Source organism: Lacinutrix sp. C3R15, from assembly GCF_018860825.1.
In the GTDB taxonomy this organism is placed as follows: domain Bacteria; phylum Bacteroidota; class Bacteroidia; order Flavobacteriales; family Flavobacteriaceae; genus Oceanihabitans.
Genome location: NZ_JAHKPZ010000012.1, coordinates 288387 through 314359, shown reverse-complemented (window position 1 = coordinate 314359; position 25973 = coordinate 288387). Strand labels below are relative to the sequence as shown.

The following is a 25973-nucleotide window of genomic DNA, read 5'->3' as shown; positions in this document are numbered from 1 at the left end:
AGAATGCATAATAATATAAGGGCTATATTGGTAGATGATGAGATTTCAAACTTAAAAAGTTTACAACGCAAGATTGAAACTTTATTTCCTAATATTCACATTTCTGGAGTTTATCAAAAACCAGAAGAAGCTATACAAGCCCTTAATGATCACGAATTAAATATTTTGTTCTTAGATATTGAAATGCCTAGAATTAATGGCTTTGAACTACTTTCTAGACTAAAAGAGGTAAATTTTCAAGTGATTTTTGTAACTGCTTATAATGAATATGCTCTTGAAGCATTTAAAAAAAATGCCGTTGATTATGTATTAAAACCTATAGACAATGAAGATTTAGTGAAAGCCGTAAAAAAAGCTTTAGATATTATTAAATTAAAAAACGAAAGTGAAAACAATTTAAAACTTGTGCGTTTGTTAGAAGAAAGCATCTCTAAAAACAATAAGATTATTGTGCCAACACAAAAAGGAGTTTCTTTTATACCACAAGATGAGGTTTTACACTTAGAAGGCTATGAAGGCTACACCAAAATTCACTTAATAAACAGTACTACAATTACAAGCTCTTATAATTTAGGTAAGTTTGAAAAACTACTAAATACTACATTTTTTAAATGCCATAAATCACATATTATTAATCTGGAAAAAGTTAGACATTTTGAAAACGAAGGCTATATTGTTCTTGATAATAATTATCGTGTACCTATATCTAAAACAAACAAAAAAGCTTTTTTAAGTTTGTTTAGTTAAGCTTAAAACGTTGAAAAAAAATAGCTCTTTAAAAAATTAAAGAGCTATAATATGTATTTACGTTAGTTAAATAGGTTAGTACTTAATAATTTTTTTAGTGATACTACCAATCTTTAAAAAGTAAGAGCCTTTAGCTAAGTTTTTAGTAGAAACTCTTGTTGTAAAATGAGTAAGTTTTCCTTTTAATACCACTTTTCCAATAATAGAATATAGTTCAAAATCTTTGTACAGTAAAACATCATTATCAAAAGAGATATTAAAATAATCTTGACTTGGGTTAGGATGTGTTTGTAGTGTATTGTTAGTAAGGTTGTTGTCGTTAATAGATAAAGAACTAGCAAATATGTGGTCTAGAGTTGCCTGAATAAAGAAATCTAAATCATTATTAGGTGTAAGTCTACCCACAGTTGTAGAAGTATCTATACTTGTAGGGTTAAACAAAGTAGACATAACGCTAAAGGTGCTGTTTTCATAAAAACTCATAGTAATTTCTCCAGCATTAGGATATGTTGCTGGTCCAAATTCATAAACACTAATTCCGTTTTCTCTTGGTGTTACACCATCAATATAGTATATGGTAGGAAAAATCCACGTAAGCGGACTAGGATAATCTGTGTTTACATTGCTGTTTCTATCAATTTGTGCTACACCTAAACCTCCATCATCTACAAAAGTTTGCATGTCATAAGATGCTAACCAAGCATAATCATACATAAATTCTCCAGAGCTAAAGGTTGCTGGAGCACTACCATACATTTCGTAAATAATATCGCTTCCAATCATCCATAATTTTCCACCATTATCTAGATAATTGGTAAGTACTGTGTTACCTGCATTTCCGTTTGACCAAAAATTAAGTTGGTAGCCATCATCACCACTAAACCAAATAACTAAATCATAATTACTTAGTTGTGTTGCAGTAGGAAGTCCACTACTATTGGTGTCATGCAAAGTAACCTCTGTGTATGTAGTAGTTAATATAGAATTGTAGAACGAAGTATTATCTGTTGTGTCAAAATTATTATCTGTTACTAATAAAATTTCATTTTGAGAAAAGGATAGTAATGAAAATAATACTGTTGCGAGTAAAAGTAGTTTTTTTGTCATATTATTGATTTATAGCTGTTTATTCAAAAATAATAAAAAACTATTTAAAATCTAATAATTTTATTAAAACGCAATATTACTTAATAACAATTTTAATTTGCGTTTTTTCCACCTAAGTAAGCACAGTCTTTCAAGCTTTGCATACCCTTAAATGGCACAGGAGTTTTTTCATACCCATAAGTTCTGCTTAATTCTTTAGATAAATTGTGGTCATCTACATTTACTTCAATATCATTCATTGTAAACTTGCAAGGATGCTCATAACCAGCAGCATGTGTAATTTCTATAAATTCTTTTCTAAAGGTTTTAAAATATTGCGCTAATCGTGCAGATTTTAGAGTAGGGTCAATACCATTTTGCAACCATTTACTTTGTGTGGCAACACCACTTGGACATTTGTTTGTATGGCATACTTGTGCTTGAATACAACCAATACTCATCATGGCTTCTCTTGCAACATTTATACAGTCTGCACCCATTGCAAAAGCCATTGCTGCTTTGGCAGGAAAACCTAGTTTACCACTACCAATAAAAACAATACGCTCACTTAAACCTTTTCTTTGAAATAACTTATATAAGTCACCAAAACCGTAAACCCAAGGTAAGCTTACATGATCGGCAAAACTTGGAGGAGCAGCTCCAGTACCACCTTCACCACCATCTACAGTAATAAAATCAGGACCTTTTCCGGTAGCTTTCATAATATCTGCAAGTTCTTCCCATTGTTCTAATTTACCAATAGCAGCTTTTATACCAACAGGTAATCCCGTTTTTTCGGCAATTAACTCTATAAAATCTACCATTTCAGGTACATTACTAAATGCTTTATGATTTGGAGGAGAGAGCACATCTTTGCCAACTTCAACACCTCTAATTTTAGCAATTTCAGGAGTAATTTTTGCTCCAGGCAAAACGCCTCCTTTTCCAGGTTTAGCTCCTTGTGAAAGTTTAACTTCAATGGCACGTATAAAGGGGTTTTCTTCTACTAATTTTAGCATTTTTTCCATAGAAAAACCACCATCTGCAGCACGAACACCAAAATACCCTGTTCCAAAATGAAAAATAACGTCACCACCATTACTGTGGTAAGGAGATAAGCCTCCTTCACCAGTATTATGGTAAGCTCCAGCCATTTTAACACCTTTATTTAAAGATTCTACTGCTTTTGCAGATAACGACCCAAAACTCATTGCAGAAACATTAATTACAGATCCTGGTCTAAACGGTTTTTTACGTTTATTAAATTCTCCCATTACTTTTGCACATGGCAAAAAGCAATGGTTTTCATTATTTGGATGGTTTTTTGGTATTTGAAATGGCATCATAGCGTTATTAATAAAGATGTGCTGGTGTGCATAAATATCTCTATCTGTACCAAAACCTTCGTAGTTGTTTTCTTTTTTTGCCGAAGCATAAATCCAACCACGCTCAATTCTATTAAATGGTAATTCTTCTCTGTTATTAGCAACTAGATATTGTCTTAATTCAGGACCAATTTTTTCAAGTATATATCTAAAATGACCAATAACTGGAAAATTATGACTTATTGTATGAGCTTTTTGAAATAAAACATCGCGAATTGCTACTAATACTAAAACGATGATTATCCACATCCACCAAGATATTGAACTTAAAAAATTGAGAATTGTATCCATGTAAATATATTGTTTATTCAAAAATATAAATTAAAAGGGTATGTGCTTTATAAAAAGTAAAAAAACCATTTTTAAGTTTACAGAAATCGATGAGATTAGACTTGTAATTTTAATTCTACTAAGGATTTACATAAATAAATCTGCTTCTTTTCAAGAAATAGATAAAGGAAGTAATGATTTAAATCTATTACAATTATCAAATAGGTTTTATATTTTAAAAATTTAAAGGATAGTCAAATCGCTATTAAAAAATAATTAAAACGGAACACCCAAAAAGCGCAGCTTTATTTAATTAATAATTGTTTATAATTTTTAATAATTAGGAAGCATAAAAACCTAGGGATTGATTATTTTCACGCTTTATAAAATGGAAGAGATTTGGAGAAGTATTTAAGTCAATTAAACGAAGCACAATTAGCACCAACCATTCAAAAAGATGGTCCTATGATAGTAATTGCAGGAGCAGGTTCTGGTAAAACTAGAGTGCTTACCTATAGAATTGCATATCTTATGAGTCAAGGTGTAGACTCTTTTAACATATTAGCTTTAACCTTTACCAATAAAGCAGCGCGTGAAATGAAAGAGCGTATTGCTGATATTGTTGGTAATGAAGCTAAAAATTTATGGATGGGAACCTTTCACTCTGTATTTGCTAAAATTTTACGCTTTGAAGGACATCATTTAGGCTTTCCTAGTAACTTCACTATTTATGATACACAAGATTCTCAACGTTTAATGGGATCTATTATTAAAGAAATGAACCTAGATAAAGATGTTTATAAAACCAAACAGATTTATAGTAGAATTTCTTCTTATAAAAATAACCTTATAACCGTAAAAGCATACTTTAAAAATCCAGAATTAATGGAAGCCGATCTTATGGCTAGGCGCCCTAAAATAGGAGAAATCTATAAAGAATATGTAGATAGATGCTTTAAAGCAGGAGCAATGGATTTTGATGACTTATTGCTTCGTACCAATGAGTTGTTAACTCGTTTTCCTAATGTTTTAGCGCAGTATCAAGATAAGTTTCGTTATATATTAGTAGATGAGTACCAAGATACAAACCACTCGCAATACCTAATTGTTCGTGCATTAGCAGACCGTTTTCAAAATATATGTGTGGTTGGTGATGATGCTCAAAGTATTTATGCCTTTCGTGGTGCTAATATTAATAATATTTTAAATTTCCAGAAAGATTACCAAGATGTACAAATGTACCGACTAGAACAAAATTACCGTTCTACAAAAAATATTGTTGGTGCAGCAAACTCTGTAATTGAACACAATAAAACCAAATTAGATAAAGTTGTTTGGACAGCAAATGACGAAGGTGAAAAAGTGAAAATACACCGTTCATTAACCGATGGAGATGAAGGGCGTTACGTAGCAGGAACCATTTGGGATGAAAAAATGAACAAGCAGCAACATAATAGTGACTTTGCTGTTTTATATCGTACCAATGCACAATCACGTTCTATTGAAGATGCTCTACGTAAACGTGATATACCATACCAAATTTATGGTGGTTTATCTTTTTACCAACGTAAAGAAATAAAAGATGTTACTGCTTATTTACGTTTAATTCTTAATCCTGCAGATGAAGAAGCTTTAAAACGTATTATTAATTATCCTGCAAGAGGAATTGGGCAAACTACCATTGATAGGCTAATGGTAGCAGCTAATAAATACGGTAAAACAATTTTTGAAATACTACAAAATTTAGATAAAGTATCTATAAATATTAATAACGGAACAAAAAACAAGTTGCGTGATTTTGTAACTCTAATTGAAAGCTACCAAGTAATGAATAAAACCGCTAATGCTTTTGATTTAGCAGAGCATGTTACCAAGTCTAGCGGATTAATTAGAGAATTTAATAAAGACGGAACACCAGAAGGTATTACGCGTTTAGATAACGTACAAGAACTTTTAAATGGTATTAAAGATTTTGTTGAAGGACAAATGGAACTGGCAGATGCTGGTGATTCTTTAGCAGAATTTTTAGAAGATGTAGCACTTGCTACAGATTTAGATGCAGATAAAGGTGATGCAGATCACGTAGCATTAATGACTATTCACTTGGCAAAAGGACTAGAGTTTAACAATGTATTTATTGTTGGTTTAGAAGAAGATTTATTTCCAAGTGCTATGAGTATGAATACACGTAGCGAGTTAGAAGAAGAAAGACGTTTGTTTTACGTAGCGCTTACAAGAGCAGAAAAACAAGCATATTTAACGTATGCTTTATCTCGTTATCGCTGGGGAAAATTAGTAGACTCAGAGCCTAGTCGTTTTATAGAAGAAATAGATGATGCTTTTGTAGAAAACCTAACACCTAAAGACGAAAGACGTATAAACCCTATGCTTTCTGCTGATATTTTTGGAGATGTAGAGCCTAATAAAATTAGATTTAAAAAACCTAAAGAACTTACTTTTAAGAAAAAAGGAGCTACAAAAAAAGAACCTGAACAATTTAAACTTTCTACGCCAAAAAATTTAAAACCTGTTAGTAAAACAAGTACCACTACTAATGAAAACACAAACTTGTTTGATGGTGAGTTAAGAGTTGGTAGTATTGTAAAACACATGCGTTTTGGTAAAGGAGAGGTTTTAAAAATTGAAGGAGCAGGAGCAGATGTAAAAGCAGAAATTAAGTTTGCAACAGGTGGAGTTAAAAAACTATTGCTTCGCTTTGCTAAACTAGAAGTTGTAGGATAGCTACTTTAGTATTATTTTTTTAAAGAAATTATATATTTAAAGCTGTTTATTAATTTAAATGCGCTTCAATAAAAGTATGTAGTTTAATAGTAGTATCTATTAAGTTTAACCCTGTCCACCCATGACCTTCGTTTTCATACAGTGTAAAATCATGTATAACACCAAGGTCTTCTAACTTGTCTTTTAAAACAGTACCTTGAGTTGTTGGTATTAATGGGTCTTGACCTCCATAAAATAAAATAGTAGGAGGAGCAGATGCTGTTACTTGGTGATACGGACTCACTTCTTCTAGAAATGCAGTAGAAGTATCTACACCATAGGTACTTAAAATAGCTTGTAGTATAGGGTCTGTACTATTCATGTATGCAGGGTCTGTAAAGTCTGTAGGACCAACAATGCTACAAACCATTTTTGTTTGTTGGTCTGTGTCAAAGGCATAGCTCCAAAGCATAGATAAGTGTGCGCCAGCACTAGCACCAACAAATCCTAAGTCATCAGAAATTACATATTCACTTTGTCTGTTTTTTAAATAATTTACAACTGTTGTAATATCATTTATTTGCATTGGGTATGCCTGTGTGGTTTGGTTTGCTAATCTGTAATTTATATTAACCACAGCAATATCAGGTAGGTTTTGTAAAATATAGTTTTTAAATTCATTCATATCTTCTTTGTCTCCAGAAGTCCATCCTCCACCATGAATTAATAGTATAACTTTAGTGTCTTCTGTTCGGTTTTCAGGAAGGTATAAATCAAATACTTGATTGCTATCTGTACCATAAGCAATATCTAATTCTTCATAATATGCTAATTGCTCGTTATTTGTATTGCCGTTTTCATCTGTATTATCACATGAAAATGTAAAAAAAAGTAAAGAAAGAATGAATAAAGTTTTATAGATGGTTTTCATGAAAAATAATTTAATTACTTTGTAAACGTTTTTTAAAGATACTTATTATGGCGCAATTTATAAAGATTTATGAGGAAAACCCTAATAGTAAGATGATTAGAAGGGTTGTTGATGTTTTAAAAAAAGGAGGGTTAATTATTTATCCTACAGATACTGTTTATGGTTTAGGTTGCGATATTACTAATACCAAAGCTTTAGAACGAATAGCTAGAATAAAAGGAGTAAAGCTGGAAAAGGCAAATTTTTCATTTATTTGTCAGGATTTAAGTAATTTAAGTGATTACGTGAAGCAAATAGATTCTTCTACTTTTAAAATATTAAAAAGGGCATTACCAGGACCTTATACTTTTATTCTGCCTGGTGCAAAAAGTTTGCCTGTTGTTTTTAAAAAGAAAAAAACGGTAGGTATTCGTGTGCCAAATAACAATATTGCTTTAGAAATTGTAAAAGAGTTGGGTAACCCAATTGTTTCTACTTCTATTCGTGATGAAGATACTATTTTAGAGTATACTACAGATCCTGAACTTATTTTAGAAAAATGGGACAATCTTGTTGATTTAGTAATTGATGGTGGTTATGGAGATAATGAAGCTTCTACGATTATTGATTTTTCTGAAGGAGACCCAATTATTGTTAGAGAAGGAAAAGGAAGTCTTGATATATTGTAAATGCTAACATGCATGAATAGTTATTTTAATTAAGAGTACAATAGTATATAAGAGTTGCCAACAAGTTGAGAAAAACTATATGAATAAAATAATAATAGGGCTGATTTTGATAATTGGTTCAATGAATCTAACATTTGGACAAAGCCTACAAGAAGGACAGAAGCGATGGAGTTCTGAACATAAATTAACAATTGATGATTTTAAAATCAAAATCAGCGATGACAATAATGATGCTGTTTATAGTCAATTTATGATTTCACACGCAATTGGTGGATTTGACTTTATGAAACGAAATCTAAATCAAAAAATAGAAAACATCTTTCTTGGAAATGCCTCTTGGATTGACACAACAAAAGTTGCTGAAATTCAAAAGCAAATTGATTTTCAACAGATGCAGTTTGACCTTGCCGAAATACACGCAAGAAAATTTAGAAAACGAGCACTAGAGAATAAGAAAAAAATTGCAAAAGGATTTGATATAATAAGTCAAATCAACAACGAAATTATGACTGAATTTTCAGAGAGTCGTTTAGAATTGATTAAGGAAACTGAAGGCGGACAAAATGAAAAAAAAATTGAGGAATGGAAAGAAAAAATTGCGAATGAATTAAAGGTATTGTATGAGTTTCGTTACGAAAATAAAAAGAAAATAAAACTGAATAAATAAAAACCAGTTGGCAACAATGTATATAATTTATTGCTAATTCTAGCCTACTCACGAAAATCCTCACAGATTTTCTATTCGGTTTTTATTTGCTAAATTACGTGCTAAACCACGCAACAAACCATATACAAACACTTTGGCTGTAATGTAAAACTACATTCTTGATAAAAATAAAATGAACCAATCTGAACTTATAATTTTAAATTTCAAAGAAATAAGGAGAAGAAGTATAAAACTTTGGAATGGACTACCTGAGAAGTATTATAATTGGAAACCTGACCGAAAAGCAATGAGTGCATCAGAAATGATACGACACGTTTTAGAGGCTGATTATGGATGGAATATTATTATTAATAAAGGAGATTTGACTAATTATAAAACACCTTGGGAAAACCGACCATTTATAAACCTAAAAGATGAACTTGAATTTGCTGAGCCTTTTAGAAAAACTTTTTTAGAAAGTATTGCGCATTTTTCGGATAAGGAATTAAACGAAACCGAAATTGTTCATCCTGGAAATGGAGATAAGAAAATCCTTGCAAAATATTTGTTACGTATTGGATATCACGAATCAGTTCACGCAGGACAATTCCTGTCTTATTTAAGAGCAATGAATATTGATAGACCCAACATTTGGGATTGAAAAAACACTACAATCAACAATGTATAACCGCAATTTATTCACTGTTGTCCATTTTGTTTAAGGTGTTCATCGGTCGCTACGCTCTAGTTGGCAGATTCGACTACGTCTCAATCCACGAGGAATTGCTAAAGTCTGTGCCAAACCAAAAATAAACGCTAATTTAACCTGTAACTAACGGTTATACAAGACCGTTATAAAAATATCATGAAACCAACTAACAAGCACATAAACTACATAGAATTTAAAGCCAAAGATTTAGAAGAAATAAAAGCTTTTTATACAACAGTATTTGGTTGGTCTTTTACAGATTATGGAGCAACATATGTTGCGTTTTCTGATAGTGGAATAGCAGGAGGTTTTGAAAAAACAGATACGGAAATTGTAAATGGTGTTTTAGTGGTTTTATATCATGATAATTTAGAAGTTATAAAACAACAAATTATTGCCGCTAAGGGTAAAATTAGCGTAGATACTTTTTCTTTTCCTGGCGGAAAACGTTTTCAGTTTTTAGATCCTTCTGGTAATGAACTTGCTGTTTGGAGTTATGACGCTTAGTTTGTGCTTTTTCTTACCAAAGTAGAGATTTGTTTAAATACATTACTACATAATGAAAGACAAAACAGGATGTAATTGCGTTAAGGATTGAAAGGTTTGTTTGAGCTCATCTTTGATAGCGAGCCTTGAAAGCCTGACGCTACGTAGCTTTTTAGCGAAGTAGGGTAACGCCATAAAAAAAGCCCAACCTAAAGTTGAGCTTTTAATACAAATATTTTAAAAAAAATTATTCTTTTTCTTGAGTACCTTCAGAAGCTTGAGAATCTTCAGAAAGCGCTTTCATTTCTGTTTCAATCATTTCGTAAAACTGATCGATTTTTGGAAGAATATAAATTTTTGTTCTTCTGTTAATTGCTCTGTTTTCTGCAGTATCATTTGGTACTAATGGTAAGTGGTCACCACGTCCTGCTGCAATTAATTGTTCTGGTTTTACGCCTAAGTTTTGTAATGCTCTTACAATAGATGTACTACGTTTTACACTTAAATCCCAGTTGTCTACTAATACTTCTCTGGTGTAAGGTACGTTGTCTGTATGCCCTTCTACCATAGCTTCAAAGTTAGGTTTGCTATTAATTACTTTTGCAACCTTAGCTAAGATTTCATTTGCTCTTGCAGAAATGTTGTAGCTACCTGTTTTAAACAATAATTTGTCTGATAAAGATATAAAAACAACGCTTTTTTCTACGTTAATTTGAATGTCTTCGTCATCTAAACCAACTTCTTTCTTTAAACTAGTTACTAAGGCTAGTGTAACACTATCTTTTTTAGTTAAAGCATCTTGTAATCTAGAAATTTTAAGATCTTTTTCTTTTAAGCTTTCTAGTGATTTTTCAAGGTTTTCTGCTCCTTTTGTGGTTAAAACAGTCATCCCTTGTGTGGTTTGTATTAAATCTTTGTTTGTTTCTTTTAAATTAGCTAACTGATCTTGTAATGCAGCTACTCGTGCGCTAACAGCAGATTTGTCTTCTAGACATGAGTTTAATTTAACAGTTGCAGTATTTAATAAATCTTGAGTTTCCTTTTGTTTGGCTTCTAAAGCAGTGAATTCTTTTTTTGATACACATGAACTTAAAAGCAGTAGTGCTGATGCACTTAATAATAACATTTTTTTCATAATATAATGAATAGATTAAATAGTTTAATTTAACATATCAAAATTATGCAAAAGAATTGTACTAAAATCAACTGTTAACAAAAATTTTAACATTTTTATAAACAATTAAAATATCTTATTTCCTTGAATATAGTAAGACCAAACTATAGATTTGGTTTGGTAGTATACTTTTTTATTCAGAATTTCTCTTCGTTCTTTTAATAATCTTGGTAATGCAACATAATAACTAAAATGCGCTTTAAATATTGCAAGGATATGTGTAAATTTAAATTGAAATAAAAACATGATGGCAGCAACACCATCTAGTAGCAGTCTTGTAAGTATTAAAAAGAATAATATGCCTGAAGCATTTTTTGTTAAAGTAAATAAACTGTTTCTAAAGTTAAGGTAGGTTTTTTTAGGGTTGGTATTTTGTAAAGTAGCACCACCAACGTGGTATACTATAGATTGGCCAATATATTTTGTTTTGTAGTTTAAATTAAAGGCTTTCCAGCATAAATCTATTTCTTCCATATGAGCAAAAAAGCTTTCATCAAAACCTTTTAAGGTGTTAAACACTTCTTTTTTAATAAAAAAACAGGCTCCAGAAGCCCAAAAAATAGTGGTGTTTTGATATTGATTTTGGTCTTTTTCAATGGTGTCAAATATTCTACCTCTGCAATAAGGATAGCCATATTTATCTATAAAACCGCCTGCAGCTCCAGCATACTCAAAATAATTTTTGTTTTTGTAGTCTAAAATTTTTGGTTGAATTATAGACGTTTCTAGATTGGTATTAAATTCTTGAAGAATAGGAGTGAGCCAATTTTTAGTAACTTCAATATCGCTATTTAAAAGGCAAAAAATATCTTCTTCTACATGCTGTAATGCTTGGTTGTATCCTTTTGCATAACCTCCATTTTCTGTGTTTTCAATGATTTTAATTTCTGGGTAATTTGTTTTTACAAAATCTACAGAATTATCTGTTGAAGCATTATCTGCTACGTATATTGTAGCTTCTTGTGAATAGGTAACAACTGACGGTAAAAACTTTTCTAGAAGTTTTTTTCCGTTCCAATTTAATATGACTACTGCTATTTTCAAAGTTATTTATAAATTTAAAAGAGGTATTACCAATACGTGATTATTTATTTTTACCTAATACCTAATACCTAATACCTAATACCTAATACCTAATACCTAATACCTAATACCTAATACCTAATACCTAATACCTAATACCTAATACCTATTATAATCAGGTATATTTTTTAAAAAATGATAGCGTTCTGCTTCAAAATCCATTTCGCAATAATAATGATTAATTCCGTTAGTAACCATTAAAAAGGTTGCATTAAGAGCCAAATTATATCGTGCAATTTGATCAAAAGTACTTTGGTCAATTTTAATTTTAGCTGCTTTACATTCTACAATTAAATGTATACTTCCGTCAGGATTAAAAACAACAATATCATACCGTTTGCGTAAGTTGTTAATCTTTAGTTCTTTTTCTACGTTTATTAAAGATTTAGGAAAACCTTTTTCTTGCATTAAATATTGAACGCAATGTTGTCTTACCCATTCTTCAGGTTGTAAAACCACAAATTTTTTGCGTATTTCATCATAAATAAGCGTTTTATTTTCGCTATTTTTGAAACGAAACGAAAACTTTGAAAAGTTAAGCTCTTGCATTACAGAATTTGAGTTTTTTCAAAGGTAAACGAACAGATTGAAAATCACAATTTACAAATCTCAAATTCCAAACGTTTTGCTTATGGAATTTAGTTTTAGAAATTTGAAAATGTAATTACTTTGGACGAAGTTAAGCAACTAATAATAGACATAAAAAAAGGAAACCTGAAACCTATTTATTTTTTAATGGGTGAAGAAGCATATTATATTGATGTTGTTTCTGATTATATTGAAGCTAATGTTTTAGCCGAAGAAGAAAAGGGATTTAACCAAATGGTGCTTTATGGTCGTGATGTAACTATAGATGATATTGTTAGTAATGCTAAGCGCTACCCAATGATGGCAGAACGTCAAGTGGTTATTGTTAAAGAGGCTCAAGACTTATCTAGAAGTATAGAAAAATTGGCTGCTTATGCTGCAAATCCGCAACCAACAACCGTTTTAGTATTTAATTATAAGTACAAAAAAATAGATAAACGTAAAGCTTTATATAAGGCAATTAAAAAAGTAGGTGTTGTTTTAGAGAGTAAAAAACTATACGAAAACCAAGTGGCAGACTGGATACGTCGTGTACTTTCTGGAAAGAATTATACTATTTCTCCTAAAGCTTCACAAATGCTTGTTGAGTTTTTAGGAACCGATTTAAGTAAAATCAGCAATGAGTTAAATAAACTTAAAATTGTTTTACCTGAAGGAACCGAAATTTCTCCAGACCATATTGAAGAAAATATAGGTATAAGTAAAGATTACAATAATTTTGAGTTACGTAAAGCTGTAGGTGAGCGCAATATTATGAAAGCGCATAAAATAGCACTTTATTTTGCAGATAACCCAAAAGATAACCCAATGGTGCTTACAGTTTCATTGCTATTTAGCTTCTTTTCACAACTATTGCATTTACATGGTTTAAGTGATAAAAACCCTAGAAATGTTGCTTCTGCTCTAAAAGTAAATCCTTATTTTGTAAATGAATATCTAAATGCAGCAAGAAACTACCCAATGCGAAAAGTAAGTCAAGTTATTGCAACCTTGCGTGAATTTGATGTAAAGAGTAAAGGGGTTGGTAGTAACTCTGCATCACAAGGAGATTTACTTAAGGAGTTGTTAGTGAGAATTATGAATTAATGTACATGAAAAAAATAACATTTGTATTATTATTCATTGGCATAATTAATTTGTCCTGCAAAGAAAAAAATAGCTTACCAGACCCTTTACAAGCAGGTTGGAAAGGAGAAAGTGTTTGCAAAGTGATTCATGAAGACAAAAAGCTACGCATTTTAAAGTGTACATTTGCTCCTGGTGTAGGGCATGAAAAGCACAAACATCAACCACATTTTGGCTATACACTACAAGGAGGGACTTTTAAAATAACAGACACAACTGGCACAAAAACAGTACACGTTAAAACTGGCACTACTTGGAGTAAAGACAAAGTAACGCAGCATGAAGTATTAAATGTAGGCGATAGTACTTCTGTATATTTAATTGTTGAGCATAAGTAATTTGTTAAAAACTGTAACAGATTAAAAAATAGCTGGTCTTTAGTTTGTATTTAACTTTTAAAACAAAACCAATGCTTACTCTTTTAAAATCCAAAAGGAACTTAATACTTGTTTTTACTGCAATATTTTTCTTTCAAAACACAACAATTCAAGCACAATCTAAAACTTTTACTGTAAAATCTTTTGATAAGGTAATTGTTAGTCCGCACCTAGAAGTAGTATTCAAAACAGGAGAAGAAGAAAAAGTGCTTGTAGAAATGCTTACCGAATCTTTAGATGAAATGAATGTAGAAGTAAAAGGCAAAACACTTCAGCTATATTTGGATGATGCAAAAATAGTAACCGAAAAGGATAAAGAAAAAAGCACTAAAAGTAGAACTGTTGCAGCTTATAAAGGTACTGTTGCAAAGGTGATTGTGTATTATAAAAAAGTAAAAACCTTTTCTTTAAGAGGAGAAGAACGTTTTTATTTTGAAGATGCTATCATTTCAGATAAAATAATTTTTAATATTTATGGTGCGTCTCAAGTCCTTATGAAAGACGTAACCTTAAAAGAATTAAAAGTCTCTATTTATGGTGAAAGTCATTTAAAAATAGAAAACGGAAGCATAGAAAACCAGAAGATTATTGGTTATGGCGAATCTGTTGTAGATCTTTTACAAGTCAATAATAAATCGGCTAAAATTACGGCTTATGGTGATGGAAGTTACCAATGTAATGTTTCTAATACACTAAAAATAGTTTCTTATGGCGAGCCTATAATTACGTATAAAGGTAGTGCTACCTTAGAAAAAGGACTTTCTATAGGAGAAGTAGAGATTGTTAAAATTAATTAATCTATCGTACTTTACTTCGTAAAACAAGTTTATGTAATAATCTAGGAGAGATTCGTTTTAAATAAATACCAAATCTTTCCTTTTTACCAATATATGCTTCAAATTTTTCTTTTTTAATGGCTTGAAGCATTTTTTTAGTAAATACCTCTACGTTTAAACCTTTTTCAGTCATTTCATCTTGATGGGTTTGTTTACTTCCATCTGCTGTTAAAGCATTTCTAGCAACATCTGTATTTACAAATCCAGGACAAATCATGGTTACTTTAATATTGTCTTTATCGTGTTCTAATCGTAACGCATCAAAAAAACCATGTAAGGCATGTTTTGCACCACAGTAAGCAGAACGAAAAGGAGAACTAAATTTTCCCATTAAGCTAGAAACCACTACATAATGGCCAGATTTATTAGCTACAAAATGAGGTAAAAGCGCTTTGCTTAGTGCTACAGTACCTAAGTAATCTACTTCCATTAATTTTCTATCTACAGCAATAGTAGTATCTATGATTGGCGAGCGTTGACTAATACCTCCATTATTTATCAGTAAATCTATTTTTCCAAAACAAGAAATGGCAATTTCTGTTATTCCTGCAAGCGAATCTGTTTCTGCTAAATCTAAAGGTAAAACAACCACGTTTTCTGGTGTGTTACACAAGGCTTTTACTGCCATTAATGCTTCTTTTCTTCTAGAAGAAAGTATCAATTTGCAATTTTCTTTAGATAGTGTAATAGCTAGGCTTTTACCAATACCACTAGAAGCTCCAGTAATCCAAACTACTTTGTTTTTAAAATTCATTTTATATATTTTTTAGCACGAAAACCCAGTATTATAGTTACTCACTACCTCTTGAGTTTAGCCATTCTTCACGTAAATCATCACTTAATTTTCCTGTACCATCATGTTTCCATCCAGGAGGCTTTATCAAATATAGTAACCTATTTTTTAAAGATTTTTTTCCAGAAAAGGCATCTTTAAACATGTTAATCCATTCTATAAAAGCAATTTTTACAGGATTGTAGGTGTCTATATTGGTAACCAAACCATATACCACTTTTTCTTCTTTTAGTTCTGGTTGAAAAGTACCGAAAAGTTTATCCCAAATAATTAAAATTCCAGCGTGATTTCTGTCTAGGTAAATAGGGTTGCTTCCGTGATGTACTCTGTGATGCGAAGGTGTATTCATAACCGCTTCAAACCAAGAAGGCATTTTGTTAATTGTTTCGGTATGTATCCAATATTGGTACAATAAACTAATAGACATTTGTAGTATGATCATTCCTGGGTGAAAACCTAAAAGCGGTAACCACAACCAAAAAATAAAGGTATAAAATCCGCCAGACCAAGTTTGGCGCAACGCAGTACTTAAATTATAATGCTGTGAAGAATGATGCACCACATGCGAAGCCCAAAACAGTCTGCATGTATGTGAAATTCTATGAAACCAGTAATACGCAAAATCGTCTGCAAAAAAGATAAGTATAAAACTCCACCATACCACAGGAATGGTAAAAAGTCTAAAGTTTTCATAGACGTAAAAAAAGCTTAATAAAACCAAAGCTTTACTAAAATACCCTAGAACCACATTACCTAAACCCATGGCAATAGAAGAGAAAGTATCTTTACTTTCATAGGTTTTTGCATGTTCTTTAGCAGTAATATAAAGTTCTAGTAGCATAGAAGCTATAAAAAACGGAATAGCATAAAGAATGATGTCTGGAAATTGGTTCATTTTTTTAGTAAATACGTCAATACTAGTTAAAACCTAGTTGTTATGTATGCAAAATACAAAAATTATTGTCTATTTTTGAGGCTAACTATGACAGCAACCTACAAACAATACATTTTAAATTTTAAGCAAGCTAGCGGAACTTCTAGAGGCATATTAAAAACCAAAGAAACTTGGTTTTTAATCTTAGAGCAAGGAGGAAAAAAAGGAATAGGAGAATGCGGTCTTTTTAGAGGCTTAAGTGCAGATGACCTGCCTAATTACCAACAAAAACTACAATGGACTTGTAATAATATTCATTTAGGATTAAATGTTTTATTAGAAGAACTTAAAGCGTTTCCTAGTATTCAATTTGGATTAGAACAAGCTTTTATTTCTTTGCATAGTGAAAACCCTTTTATTCTTTTTCCTTCTCAATTTACCGAAGCAAAGGCAAATATTCCTATTAACGGATTAATTTGGATGGGAACCGAAGCTTTTATGAAACAACAAATAAAAGATAAAATTCAAGCAGGTTTTAGTTGTATTAAAATGAAAATTGGCGCAATAGATTTTACTACAGAAATCAATTTGTTAAAATCTATAAGAAAAGAGTTTACGAGTAAGGATATAGAATTAAGGGTAGATGCTAATGGTGCTTTTAAACCAAATGAAGCTTTAGAGAAATTAAAAGTACTCTCTGATTTAGATTTACATTCTATTGAGCAGCCTATAAAACAAGGTCAAATTCAAGAAATGGCAAGGCTTTGTAAAGTAACACCTCTACCAATTGCCTTAGACGAAGAATTAATTGGTGTTTTTAATGTAACAAAAAAGGAAGAGTTACTACAAACAATACAACCGCAATACATTATTTTAAAACCTAGTTTGGTTGGTGGATTTGCAGGTAGCCAAAATTGGATAGATATAGCTCAAAAACAAAATATTGGTTGGTGGATTACAAGTGCTTTAGAGAGTAATGTAGGTTTAAATGCAATTGCACAATTTACATATACTTTACAAAATAAACTACCACAAGGACTTGGTACAGGAAGTTTATTTACTAATAATTTTGAGAGTCCGTTACAAGTAACAAAAGGTGCTTTACAGTACCATAACAAAACAAATTGGAAAACTAATTTTTAAACATGTATATAGAACAAGCATTTAAATCATTACACGAGTGGTGGAGGTATTTAGTAGGATTCGTCATTATTTTTATTATTTGGCAATTAATAGGTTCTCTCCCTTTAATAGGAGGTATTCTTTATTCTATAGGTTTAGAAGGAATTCAAAACAATGAAATTCCTACAGATATTACAGAAATGGCAGACGTTTTAGGTAACAACCTGTTTTTGTTTTTAATGCTTTTATCTTTTGCAGTCGGTTTATTAGGAGTGTTCTTTAATGCTAAAGTGATACACCAGCAGTCTATTACAAAATTAACTACAGCAAGAGAAAAGATAGATTGGAGTAGGTTTTGGTTTGTTTTTATACTTTGGGGAACCCTATCTTCTACATTTGTACTTATTGATTATTTTATGGAACCTGAAGGCTATGTATGGAATTTTGATTTAATTCCGTTTTTAACACTTGCAGTAATAGCCATTATATTAATACCATTACAAACCAGTATGGAAGAATATCTTTTTAGAGGGTATTTAATGCAAGGTTTAGGTGTTATAACTAAAACAAGATGGTTTCCTTTAGTTTTTACTTCAGTAGTTTTTGGTTTAATGCATTTAGCAAACCCAGAAGTAGAACAGTTAGGCTACGTTATTATGGTGTATTATATTGGTACAGGTTTCTTTTTAGGAATTATAACACTTATGGACGATGGTTTAGAATTAGCATTAGGTTTTCATGCAGCTAACAATTTGTTTACAGCCTTGTTAGTAACTGCAGATTGGACAGCTTTTCAAACAGATTCTCTTTTTAAAGATATTTCAGAACCTACTTCAGCAGGATTTATTGATGTTTTTATGCCTGTTTTTGTTGTTTTTCCTATTATTCTTTATGTTTTAGCTAAAAAATATAAATGGACTAATTGGAATGAAAAACTTTTCGGAAAAGTAATTGAACCTATTAAAGAAGATTATAAAATTATAGAATAAATACATTATACTATGGCTCCTAAATATGATAAAATACACAACCGTTTTAAACTTAATGATAATACTTACTGTTTTGAAGAACTAAAAGAAGTAGGTTATAGTTTAGTAAAAGAAGGATTGCCTTATGAAAAAATTATAGGTGATTTTTTAATTGATTGGTTAGATGGTAAAGATCATATTTTAGCAGAAACTTCAGGTTCTACAGGAAAACCTAAAACCATTAAATTAAAAAAACAAGCAATGGTACATTCAGCTATTGCTACTGGAGATTTTTTTAATTTAAAACCAGGAGATTCCGCATTACATTGTTTGCCTTGTAAATATATTGCTGGTAAAATGATGTTGGTAAGAGCTATGATTTTAGGTCTAGAAATAGATTTAGTAGAGCCAACAAGTCAACCTATTTTTGATTATGAAAGAAAGTATGATTTTTGTGCCATGGTACCTTTACAATTAGAAAAAATAACAACGTATTGCAATAATATTAAAACTATTATTGTTGGTGGCTCTTCTGTTTCTACCAAATTAAAAGATGCTATTCAAGATGTTAAAACCAATGTGTTTGAAACTTATGGCATGACAGAAACCATAACACATATTGCCGTAAAGAAATTAAATAATTGGTCTCTACAAAAAGAAGAAACAAAAACGGCTACAGATGCTTTGTTTAAAATACTACCAAACATCACAATTTCACAAGACGAAAGAAACTGTTTGGTTATAGATGCACCAAAAATTTCTAAAACTAAAATTATAACAAATGATGTGGTTAAAATGCATTCTAAAAACTCTTTTGAATGGTTAGGACGTGTGGATAATGTAATTAATTCTGGTGGTATTAAATTTTTTCCAGAACAGTTAGAGGCAAAGCTACAAACCAAGATTGCAAATCGTTTTTTTATAACTAAAGAAGCCGATGAAAAGTTAGGAGAATGCATCGTTTTAATAGTAGAAAGCAAAACAAATACAGTAGATCCTTCTGTTTTTTCTGAATTAGAAAAATTTGAAATCCCAAAAAAAATCTATTCCGTAGAAAAATTTATAGAAAGTGAAAATGGTAAAATGCTTCGTCAGCAAACACTAAAAAAGTTAAAATAGAAGCTTCACTCGCTCAAAAGCATACTTCACGCATTTGCTGTTTTGTATGCTATAGGTTTGGTATAAGTTTATGTAAACTTTAAAACCAAACCTTATGAAAAAAGTACTACAATTATTTTTTGTGTTGTGTTTAGCAATGCAAATACATGCGCAAGAAAAAACAATAACAGGAATTGTAAGTGATGTAAATGGCTTACCTCTTCCTACAGCAACTGTCTTAGTACAAGGAACTACAAACGGAACTTCTACAGATTTTGAGGGAAAATATACCATTAAAGCAAATATTGGTGATATTTTAGTTTATACCTATGTTGGCTATGTACCTACAGAAAAAACGGTTGGAGCTTCAAATACTATACATGTATCTCTACAACCAAATACTAGCTTAGATGAAGTAGTAGTTACTGCAATAGGGATAAAAAGAGAAGAAAAGACTCTAGGTCATACTTCTCAAAACATTGTAAACTCATTGTCTGGTAAAGTTAGTGGTGTTTCTGTTAATGCATCAAGACACAAACAAAAAGTAAAAAGGCTATCTAATGCCAAACCTTTTCGGGTTGAAAATAAATTTAATAACCCAGGATGTTCTACAAGAATAGTAATTAGAGGGAATACTTCTATTTCAAAAAATCATGAACCTTTGGTAATTATTGATGGTGTGGTTTTAGATAATTCTAAGCCTAAAAGCAACAAAGAAAACAAAACTTCTGGATTAGCAGATTTAAATAAAGAGGATATAAAAACCATTTCGGTTATTAAAGGTTCTGAAGCAACAAGTTTATATGGAGTTCAAGGCGCTAATGGTGTTTTAATTATACAAACTAAAAAAGGAAATTATACTTTACCAAAACCCATTAAACAAGCAATTAAAAAATCTATAAAAAAACAACCTCAAGATATTGCTAAAACCCATGAGAGCTATGAAGAAATTGTAGAAAATAATTTTGAAACTACGGTATCTTCTCCTTTATCTACTTTTTCAATAGATGTAGATAAGGCATCGTATAGCAATGTACGTAGAATGATTAATAAGGCGCAACATATTCCTGCTGATGCTGTTAAAATTGAAGAGATGGTAAACTACTTTGATTATAATTATCCAGAGCCAACAGCACAACATCCTTTTGCTATACACACAGAATTCGTAGTAACTCCTTGGAATAAAGATACCAGGTTAGTAAAAATAGGATTGCAAGGAAAAATGCATAAAAACGAAGAATTACCACCAAGTAATCTAACTTTTTTAATAGATGTTTCTGGTTCTATGCGTGCACAAAACAAATTACCTTTATTAAAATCGGCTTTTAAATTACTAGTAAATCAGTTACGTGAGCAAGATAGAGTATCTATTGTTGTTTATGCTGGAGCAGCAGGAGTGGTACTAGAACCAACTTCAGGAAAAGATAAAGAGAAAATTTTAACTGCGTTAAATAAATTACAATCTGGAGGTGCTACTGCTGGAGGTGAAGGAATTGAATTAGCCTATGCTTTAGCTCAAAAAAACTTTAAGAAAAATGGCAATAATAGAGTGATTTTAGCAACAGATGGAGATTTTAATGTTGGTGCTTCTAGTGATAAAGATATGCAGACTTTAATTGAAGAAAAGCGTAAATCAGGAGTGTTTTTATCTGTTTTGGGATTTGGTTATGGCAACTACAAAGACTCTAAATTAGAAACATTAGCAGATAAAGGAAACGGAAATCATGCATTTATAGATACCATGCAAGAAGCTCAAAAAGTATTTGGAAAAGAGTTTGGAGGTACATTGTATACTATAGCAAAAGATGTAAAAATTCAAGTAGAATTTAATCCTAACAAAGTGCAAGCATATAGATTAATTGGTTATGAAAACAGATTGTTAGCAGATGAAGATTTTATAGATGATTCAAAAGATGCAGGCGAATTAGGTAGCGGACATACTGTTACTGCTTTGTATGAAGTAATTCCTGTAGGAGTTAAAAGTGCTTATTTAAAAGATGTTACAGATTTAAAATATACTAAAAAAGAGGTGTCTACTAATTTTCAAGACGAATTATTAACGGTTAAGTTTAGATACAAAAAACCAGAAGGTGAAAAGAGTATAGAAATGGTGCATATTCAAAAAGATAAGGTTGTTGAAGCATCTCAAGACATGCAGTTTGCTGCTTCTGTAGCTTTATTTGGTATGCAATTAAGATATTCGCAATATCATAATAATTCAAAAATAGAAGATGTTATTTCTTTAGCTGAAAGCGGAAGAGGAAAAGATAAGTTTGGGTATAGAGCAGAATTTATACGATTAGTTACTTCTTACCAAAATATATAATTGCAAAAACAAAAAAGGCATTTGATATACTCAAATGCCTTTTTTTATATTTAAAAGTAATGTTATTACACTTGTAAAACACCAAGATTAAATTTCTTTTCAATAGGAGCGTGGTCTGCAGCTTCAATTCCCATGCTAATCCAAGTTCTGGTGTCTAATGGGTTTATAACAGCGTCTGTCCATATTCTTGCAGCGGCATAATAAGGAGAAACTTGATTGTCATATCTATCCTTTATTTTATTAAACAGTTCTGCTTCTTTTTCTGGAGTGATTTCTTCTCCTTTCTTTAAAAGAGAAGCTTTTTCAATTTGTAATAATACTTTAGCAGCAGAGTTACCGCTCATTACAGCAAGTTCTGCACTAGGCCAGGCAGCAATAAGTCTTGGGTCGTAAGCTTTTCCGCACATGGCGTAATTTCCTGCTCCATAACTGTTTCCTATAACAATAGTAAATTTAGGCACCACAGAGTTGCTTACAGCATTAACCATTTTAGCACCATCTTTAATAATTCCGCCATGCTCACTTTTACTACCAACCATAAAACCAGTAACATCTTGTAAAAATACTAACGGTATTTTCTTTTGGTTGCAATTAGCAATAAATCGAGTAGCTTTGTCTGCACTATCATTATAAATTACACCACCAAACTGCATTTCACCTTTTTTGGTTTTTACTAATTTACGCTGATTGGCAACAATACCAACAGCCCAACCATCAATTCTGGCATATGCTGTAATTATTGTTTTTCCGTAACCCGCTTTATATTCGTCATATGCACTATTATCTACCAAGCGTTTAATAATTTCGTACATATCATATTGATCTGCACGACTCTTTGGTAGTATTCCGAAAATATCTTCTTGGTTTTCTTTAGGTTTTAAAGCTTTTGTTCTATTAAAACCCGCTTTATCATAATCACCAATCTTATCTATTAATCTTTTTATAGTATCTAAAGCGTCTTTATCATCTTTAGCTTTATAGTCGGTAACACCAGAAATTTCACAATGTGTTGTTGCTCCACCTAGGGTTTCGTTGTCAATAGTTTCTCCAATAGCAGCTTTTACCAAATAGCTTCCAGCAAGAAAAATACTTCCTGTTTTATCTACTATTAAAGCTTCATCACTCATAATTGGTAAATAGGCTCCTCCAGCAACACAGCTTCCCATAACAGCAGATATTTGGGTAATACCCATACTACTCATTACGGCATTGTTTCTAAAAATACGACCAAAGTGCTCTTTATCCGGAAAAATTTCATCTTGCATTGGTAAGTATACACCAGCAGAATCCACCAAGTAAATAATTGGTAGTTTGTTTTCTATAGCAATTTCTTGAGCTCGTAAATTCTTTTTTCCTGTTATAGGAAACCAAGCTCCAGCTTTTACAGTAGCATCATTGGCTACAACAATACATTGTTTTCCTTGTATGTATCCTATTTTAACAATAACTCCTCCAGATGGGCATCCTCCATGCTCTGCATACATGTCTTCTCCTGCAAAAGCACCTATTTCTATTGCTTTTGCTTTAGAGTCTAATAGATAGTCTACACGTTCTCTAGCAGTCATTTTGCCTTTTGCATGATGCTTATCTATGCGTTTTTGTCCCCCACCAAGTTTAACTTTTGCTAAACGTTTAGTTAAATCAGATACAAGAAGTTTGTTGTAATCTTCGTTTTTATTGAAGTTAATGTCCATATTAGTTGCTTAATTTGTTACGAATTTACAAAACCAAATCATGTTTAAAAAGTGAATGTTTTGTTAAATAATATTACACGGAAATAGTTTCCTAGGTAAATAAATTATTTTATTATACATTTGTACTATATAAACAAGTATAAATTATGAAAAAGAATAAAATTATTTTCTATGTAGCAACAGGTTTACTAACATTAATTATGTTTTTTTCTGTTAGCATGTATTTTTTTAAACATGATGATGTAGCTCAAATGTTTACCAATTTTGGGTATCCAAGCTATATTATTTATCCTTATGCAGTAGCAAAACTTTTAGGATTATTTGCCATTTGGAACCCAAAGTTTACGGTTATTAAAGAGTGGGCTTATGCAGGATTTTTCTTTGCCTTTATATTAGCATTTTTTGCACATTATATGATAGGTGATGGTGGACAAATGACAGCGTTAATAGCTTTAATTTTATTAATAGTATCCTATATTTTTAACAAAAAAACACAAAACTAATATGAAAAATATTATAGCATTTGCAGGTAGCAATAGTAAACAATCTATCAATAAACAGTTAGCGGTTTATGCAGCTATGCAAGTAAAAGAAACAAAAGTAGATGTTTTAGATTTAAACGATTTTACATTACCAATGTATGGTATAGATCATGAAATAGAGCATGGTATTCCTGAAAACGCAAAAGTGTTTTTAGAGAAAATTAAATCTTCAGATGGTGTGGTGCTTTCTTTAGGAGAACACAATGGAGCTTATGCAACGGTTTTTAAAAATATTTTTGATTGGATGTCTAGAATAGATGGTAAATTATGGAGTGAAAAACCAATGTTACTAATGGCTACTTCACCAGGAGCTAGAGGAGGAGCAACTGTTTTAGAAATCGCTAAAGGGCGTTTTCCGTATATGGGAGGAAATATTGTTGCTAGTTTTTCTTTGCCTTCATTTAATGAAAATTTTTCTGAAGGTAAGATTACTAATGAAGAATTAAATACGCAATTATTACACAAAGTAGAGGAATTTCAAAATAAGTTATAAAAGGCATAGCTTCTGTATTCAATAAAAATAAGATAAAACATGGGAGATTTTTCAAAAGATATTAATTCCACATTTCCAAATTATAAGGTAAAAGCAATGCTTAATATTATATATACAGCAAACTGGATTAATAGTTATCAAAATGCTTTTTTTAAACCTTTTAAAATATCATCTCAACAATATAATATATTACGAATATTAAAGGGAGCAGGCCAAGCATTAAAGGTACAAACCATTAAAGAACGAATGGTAGAAAGGTCTCCTAATGCAACGCGTTTAATGGATAAACTTTGTGCTAAAGAGTTAATAGAACGTATTCCTTGCCCTAGTGACAGACGAGTTGTGCATATAAAAATCACTACTAAAGGATTACATTTATTAGAAGATATAGCTAAAGCAGAACGAAAAGATTTACTTAAAAACCTTACCGAAGCAGAAGCTTCTCAATTAAGCGACTTATTAGATAAAATGAGATAAAAACAATTAAAATTAAGATTAAAATGAAAACAATAATACATAAAGCAGCGAGTAGAGGTTTTGCAAATCATGGATGGTTACAAGCAAACCATTCCTTTAGTTTTGCTAATTTTTATGATAAAGATAAAATGCATTTTGGTGCTTTACGTGTTTTAAATGATGATATTATTGCTCCTAAAATGGGTTTTGGTACACATCCTCATGATAATATGGAGATCATTACCATTCCGCTTAAAGGAGTGCTTAAACACAGAGATAATATTGTGCATGAAGCATGGCAACAAGTAGTGCCAGGAGAAGTACAAGTTATGTCTGCAGGAACAGGAGTACAACATTCTGAAATTAATGGCTCGGTTGATGCGTATTTAAGTTTGTTTCAAATATGGATTATACCAAACAAACAGAATGTTTCACCAAGATATGATCAAAAACTTTTTAATCTAAATGATAGAAATAATAAGCTACAAATTTTAGTGTCTTCTATAGATGAAGCAATAGAAGGAACCCTAAAAATTCATCAAGACACCTTAATTTCAAGAATACGTTTAACAAAAGGTAATAACTTCACGTATACTTTAAAAAGTAAAAATCATGGTGTTTATATAATGAATATTCATGGAGAACTTGAAGTAAATAGTGAAATTGTACAAGCTAGAGATGCTATTGGTGTCTCAGAAACAGATAGTTTTGAAATAAAAGCTATAGAAGATTCAGAAATACTTTTTATAGAAGTTCCAATGTTATAAATTTTGCA

Annotated in this window: 26 protein-coding genes; 17 read left to right on the top strand and 9 right to left on the bottom strand. The window is 31.1% G+C overall.

The genetic code is table 11. The features are described from left to right. The first annotated feature begins 3 nt into the window (after positions 1-3). Positions 4-747 (top strand): LytTR family DNA-binding domain-containing protein, encoded by a 744-nt coding sequence (locus KO494_RS04355; protein WP_215966380.1) that lies wholly within the window; start codon positions 4-6, stop codon positions 745-747. Positions 748-822: 75 nt separating this feature from the next. Here KO494_RS04355 and KO494_RS04350 read toward each other — a convergent pair whose 3' ends face one another. Together KO494_RS04350 and KO494_RS04345 are read right to left on the bottom strand one after the other, a co-directional pair. Further along, on the bottom strand, positions 823-1854 hold the full coding sequence (locus KO494_RS04350; RefSeq protein WP_215966379.1) for a T9SS type A sorting domain-containing protein: 1032 nt from the start codon (positions 1852-1854) through the stop codon (positions 823-825). 92 nt (positions 1855-1946) lie between these two features. Further along, positions 1947-3509, bottom strand: a complete 1563-nt coding sequence (locus tag KO494_RS04345) for an FMN-binding glutamate synthase family protein (RefSeq protein WP_215966378.1) — start codon at positions 3507-3509, stop codon at positions 1947-1949. Positions 3510-3887: 378 nt separating this feature from the next. On the opposite strand from KO494_RS04345, the gene KO494_RS04340 reads away from it, so the two are divergent. Then, positions 3888-6230: an ATP-dependent helicase gene (locus KO494_RS04340; protein ID WP_215966377.1), complete on the top strand. Its 2343-nt coding sequence runs from the start codon at positions 3888-3890 to the stop codon at positions 6228-6230. Between the two features lie 49 nt (positions 6231-6279). Here the strand turns inward: KO494_RS04340 and KO494_RS04335 are convergent, their stop codons facing one another. After that, positions 6280-7155, bottom strand: coding sequence for an alpha/beta hydrolase (locus tag KO494_RS04335; protein WP_303427045.1), 876 nt, complete (start codon positions 7153-7155; stop codon positions 6280-6282). A gap of 32 nt (positions 7156-7187) precedes the next feature. Between KO494_RS04335 and KO494_RS04330 the strand changes: the two genes are divergently transcribed. From KO494_RS04330 to KO494_RS04315, 4 genes are all read left to right on the top strand, one after another. Continuing rightward, the gene (locus KO494_RS04330; protein ID WP_215966375.1) at positions 7188-7808 is read left to right on the top strand and encodes an L-threonylcarbamoyladenylate synthase; all 621 of its coding nucleotides are present in this window, start codon (positions 7188-7190) and stop codon (positions 7806-7808) included. A 79-nt stretch (positions 7809-7887) separates the two neighbouring features. Next, positions 7888-8475 carry a hypothetical protein gene (locus KO494_RS04325; RefSeq protein ID WP_215966374.1) on the top strand — a complete coding sequence of 196 codons (588 nt, stop codon included), beginning with the start codon at positions 7888-7890 and terminating at the stop codon, positions 8473-8475. A gap of 172 nt (positions 8476-8647) precedes the next feature. Beyond that, positions 8648-9115 (top strand): DinB family protein, encoded by a 468-nt coding sequence (locus KO494_RS04320; protein ID WP_215966373.1) that lies wholly within the window; start codon positions 8648-8650, stop codon positions 9113-9115. 204 nt (positions 9116-9319) lie between these two features. Beyond that, entirely contained in the window at positions 9320-9670 is a 351-nt protein-coding gene (locus tag KO494_RS04315; protein ID WP_215966372.1) for a VOC family protein, read from the top strand. A gap of 226 nt (positions 9671-9896) precedes the next feature. On the opposite strand, the gene KO494_RS04310 is transcribed toward KO494_RS04315, so the two are convergent. The 3 genes from KO494_RS04310 to KO494_RS04300 all read right to left on the bottom strand — a co-directional run bounded on the left by KO494_RS04310 (position 9897) and on the right by KO494_RS04300 (position 12455). After that, positions 9897-10784, bottom strand: a complete 888-nt coding sequence (locus KO494_RS04310) for an OmpA family protein (protein ID WP_215966371.1) — start codon at positions 10782-10784, stop codon at positions 9897-9899. Positions 10785-10889: 105 nt separating this feature from the next. Continuing rightward, positions 10890-11867: a glycosyltransferase family 2 protein gene (locus KO494_RS04305; RefSeq protein WP_215966370.1), complete on the bottom strand. Its 978-nt coding sequence runs from the start codon at positions 11865-11867 to the stop codon at positions 10890-10892. Between the two features lie 138 nt (positions 11868-12005). After that, positions 12006-12455: a type I restriction enzyme HsdR N-terminal domain-containing protein gene (locus tag KO494_RS04300; RefSeq protein ID WP_215966369.1), complete on the bottom strand. Its 450-nt coding sequence runs from the start codon at positions 12453-12455 to the stop codon at positions 12006-12008. A gap of 120 nt (positions 12456-12575) precedes the next feature. Here KO494_RS04300 and holA point away from each other — a divergent pair, with 120 nt between their 5' ends. From holA to KO494_RS04285, 3 genes are all read left to right on the top strand, one after another. Next, positions 12576-13580 (top strand): DNA polymerase III subunit delta, encoded by a 1005-nt coding sequence (holA, locus tag KO494_RS04295; protein ID WP_215966368.1) that lies wholly within the window; start codon positions 12576-12578, stop codon positions 13578-13580. Positions 13581-13585: 5 nt separating this feature from the next. Beyond that, the gene (locus tag KO494_RS04290) at positions 13586-13957 is read left to right on the top strand and encodes a cupin domain-containing protein (RefSeq protein WP_252730303.1); all 372 of its coding nucleotides are present in this window, start codon (positions 13586-13588) and stop codon (positions 13955-13957) included. 71 nt (positions 13958-14028) lie between these two features. Continuing rightward, a complete protein-coding gene (locus KO494_RS04285) occupies positions 14029-14793 on the top strand; it encodes a GIN domain-containing protein (protein ID WP_215966366.1) in 765 nt (254 codons plus the stop codon). Position 14794: 1 nt separating this feature from the next. Here the strand turns inward: KO494_RS04285 and KO494_RS04280 are convergent, their stop codons facing one another. Next, positions 14795-15586 carry an SDR family oxidoreductase gene (locus KO494_RS04280; protein ID WP_215966365.1) on the bottom strand — a complete coding sequence of 264 codons (792 nt, stop codon included), beginning with the start codon at positions 15584-15586 and terminating at the stop codon, positions 14795-14797. A 37-nt stretch (positions 15587-15623) separates the two neighbouring features. After that, entirely contained in the window at positions 15624-16520 is an 897-nt protein-coding gene (locus tag KO494_RS04275; protein ID WP_215966364.1) for a sterol desaturase family protein, read from the bottom strand. Between the two features lie 87 nt (positions 16521-16607). On the opposite strand from KO494_RS04275, the gene KO494_RS04270 reads away from it, so the two are divergent. The 4 genes from KO494_RS04270 to KO494_RS04255 all read left to right on the top strand — a co-directional run bounded on the left by KO494_RS04270 (position 16608) and on the right by KO494_RS04255 (position 22013). After that, on the top strand, positions 16608-17642 hold the full coding sequence (locus KO494_RS04270; protein WP_215966363.1) for an o-succinylbenzoate synthase: 1035 nt from the start codon (positions 16608-16610) through the stop codon (positions 17640-17642). A 2-nt stretch (positions 17643-17644) separates the two neighbouring features. Continuing rightward, on the top strand, positions 17645-18610 hold the full coding sequence (locus KO494_RS04265; RefSeq protein ID WP_215966362.1) for a CPBP family intramembrane glutamic endopeptidase: 966 nt from the start codon (positions 17645-17647) through the stop codon (positions 18608-18610). A gap of 12 nt (positions 18611-18622) precedes the next feature. Beyond that, on the top strand, positions 18623-19708 hold the full coding sequence (locus tag KO494_RS04260; protein ID WP_215966361.1) for an AMP-binding protein: 1086 nt from the start codon (positions 18623-18625) through the stop codon (positions 19706-19708). Between the two features lie 94 nt (positions 19709-19802). Then, on the top strand, positions 19803-22013 hold the full coding sequence (locus KO494_RS04255; RefSeq protein ID WP_215966360.1) for a VWA domain-containing protein: 2211 nt from the start codon (positions 19803-19805) through the stop codon (positions 22011-22013). Positions 22014-22078: 65 nt separating this feature from the next. Here the strand turns inward: KO494_RS04255 and KO494_RS04250 are convergent, their stop codons facing one another. After that, a complete protein-coding gene (locus tag KO494_RS04250; RefSeq protein ID WP_215966359.1) occupies positions 22079-23707 on the bottom strand; it encodes an acyl-CoA carboxylase subunit beta in 1629 nt (542 codons plus the stop codon). Positions 23708-23853: 146 nt separating this feature from the next. Between KO494_RS04250 and KO494_RS04245 the strand changes: the two genes are divergently transcribed. Genes KO494_RS04245 through KO494_RS04230 form a run of 4 tightly spaced genes read left to right on the top strand, consistent with a single transcriptional unit; the run spans position 23854 to position 25965 of the window. Further along, entirely contained in the window at positions 23854-24210 is a 357-nt protein-coding gene (locus KO494_RS04245; protein WP_215966358.1) for a DoxX family protein, read from the top strand. 1 nt (position 24211) lies between these two features. Further along, complete coding sequence (locus KO494_RS04240) at positions 24212-24742, top strand: NADPH-dependent FMN reductase (RefSeq protein ID WP_215966357.1); 531 nt, start codon at positions 24212-24214, stop codon at positions 24740-24742. A 39-nt stretch (positions 24743-24781) separates the two neighbouring features. Then, on the top strand, positions 24782-25219 hold the full coding sequence (locus KO494_RS04235) for a MarR family winged helix-turn-helix transcriptional regulator (protein ID WP_215966356.1): 438 nt from the start codon (positions 24782-24784) through the stop codon (positions 25217-25219). Positions 25220-25242: 23 nt separating this feature from the next. Beyond that, positions 25243-25965, top strand: coding sequence for a pirin family protein (locus KO494_RS04230; RefSeq protein WP_215966355.1), 723 nt, complete (start codon positions 25243-25245; stop codon positions 25963-25965). Positions 25966-25973 lie beyond the last annotated feature (8 nt).